General features: G+C 71.6%; 1 protein-coding gene. It reads right to left on the minus strand.

From position 1 onward, the window contains the following. Nucleotides 1–16 precede the first annotated feature (16 nt). On the minus strand, nt 17–1,555 hold the full coding sequence (locus BXY45_RS22720) for an ISAs1 family transposase (protein ID WP_109776807.1): 1,539 nt from the start codon (nt 1,553–1,555) through the stop codon (nt 17–19). Between the last annotated feature and the right edge of the window lie 126 nt (nt 1,556–1,681).

The following is a 1,681-nucleotide window of genomic DNA, read 5'->3' on the forward strand; positions in this document are numbered from 1 at the left end:
CAGGGCGCGGTCATAGTCAGGTGAGCACCGCGGGCGCCCTCCCTCGTAAGAGATCAACAGCGTTGGTGTGAGCAGCGTTCGCCCACGTCAACGTCGCTTTCACCTTCCCACCCGCGCACCGCACCAGCAGCAGGGAGCAGTTGCGCAGCGCCGCCAGGTTCACCGCCGCACTGGCCGTGGTGACCCGGCAGGCGTCCTCGGCGTAGGAGGTGTCACGCACGTGGTGCACCGACTCCACACCCCAGTGCCCGCGCACCAGCGCCAGCAGCATCGCCGCGTCGGCCTGGGCAGGGCTCAGGGACGTCACCACGTAGATGACCTCCTTGGAGTCCCACACCGCCACCCCGCCCTCACCAGCGCGAACTTGTCGTCGGCGTCGGACCAGGCGCCCCACCTGGGCGGCATCACCGAAGGCGACCTTGGCGGCGGACAGCTGCTCGGGGCTGACTGCGACGGTGCGCAGCGAGCGCTGCTCGCGCCGGCCGTGGGCCACCGGCCCGCTGAGCGGACTGGCCGCGCCGTCGACGGCGCGCTGGGAGGGGCTGGGGAAGTTCCGGTCGGGGCCGGCCAGCACCGCCTGGGCGAAGGCCAGCAGGTTGGGTTGGTTGCCCTTGATCACGAACAGGTAGTGCCCGCCGGCGGCGCGGACGGCTTCGGCGGTGGCGGCGTAGGTGTGCCCGGCGTCAGCGGTCAGGACGGTTCCGTTTAGGTCCATCCCGGCCAGCAGGTCCCGTCCGGTGGGCGCTTCTCCCTTCTTGCCGCTCGTCGTATTCGCCGTCGTCGTGCTGGTCGTGGTCGTGCTGGTCGTGCTGGTCGTGGTGGTGCTGGTCGTGATGGCGTCGACGTGCCGTTGGGACAGCACGATCGGGGCGCAGGTGCTGGTGGCGTGGGTGACGACCGCGACCAGGAACGGGGCCGCGGTGGTGGCGGTGCGGGCACCGTTGATCGCCTTGCCGTCCATCGCGACGCCTCGCAGCTGTCCGGTCACGGCGTCAGCCTCGGTGCCGGTGCCGGTGCCGGTCGCTACGTCGGTGCCGGGGGCGTGGGCGGTGTCGGTGGCGGTGTCGGTGGCGTCAGGCAGCAGGGTCAACGAGGCGGTGGCGGTGAAGTCGTCCAGGTGCTTCTGCAGGTGGGCCGGTGGCAGGTCAGCGGCGGCTCGTCCCAGGGTGCGCACGCTGGGCCGGCGGACTCGGCCCAGCCGGTCCCGGCGTGCTCCGATGCTGATCAGCAGCTCATCGGGGGCGGTCGCGGCCCAGCGGGCGGCGCCGACCAGGCCGGCGAACCCGGTGGTGCAGGCCGCGGCGAGCAGGATGGTGAGCAGGTAGGCCAGGTCGTGGCGTCTGCCGCGGTAGTGGCGGTGGTCGTCCAGGCCTGCGAGCAGGGCGGTGGCGTCGGGACACCACGGATCAATCTTCCGCTGGTCAGCGTGAGCGTCAGCGGCGGCGCTGAGGCTGTTGTCGCTGCTGCTGGTCGGGCTGCTGGTCGGGCTGCTGGTCGGGCTGCTGGTTGTCGTGGTGGTGGGCTTCGCCGGGGGAAGCGGCGATGATGGGTGCACGGGCGTGACCTGTCGACGGGCGCTGTGTGAGAGCTTCGATCGTCGCGGGTCACGTCCGCCGTCGCATCACCGAGGGTCATCACTGCAGGTCACACAGTCATCGCCCGACTATGACCGCGCCCTGGG

It is taken from the genome of Quadrisphaera granulorum (genome assembly GCF_003149145.1).
In the GTDB taxonomy this organism is placed as follows: domain Bacteria; phylum Actinomycetota; class Actinomycetes; order Actinomycetales; family Quadrisphaeraceae; genus Quadrisphaera; species Quadrisphaera granulorum.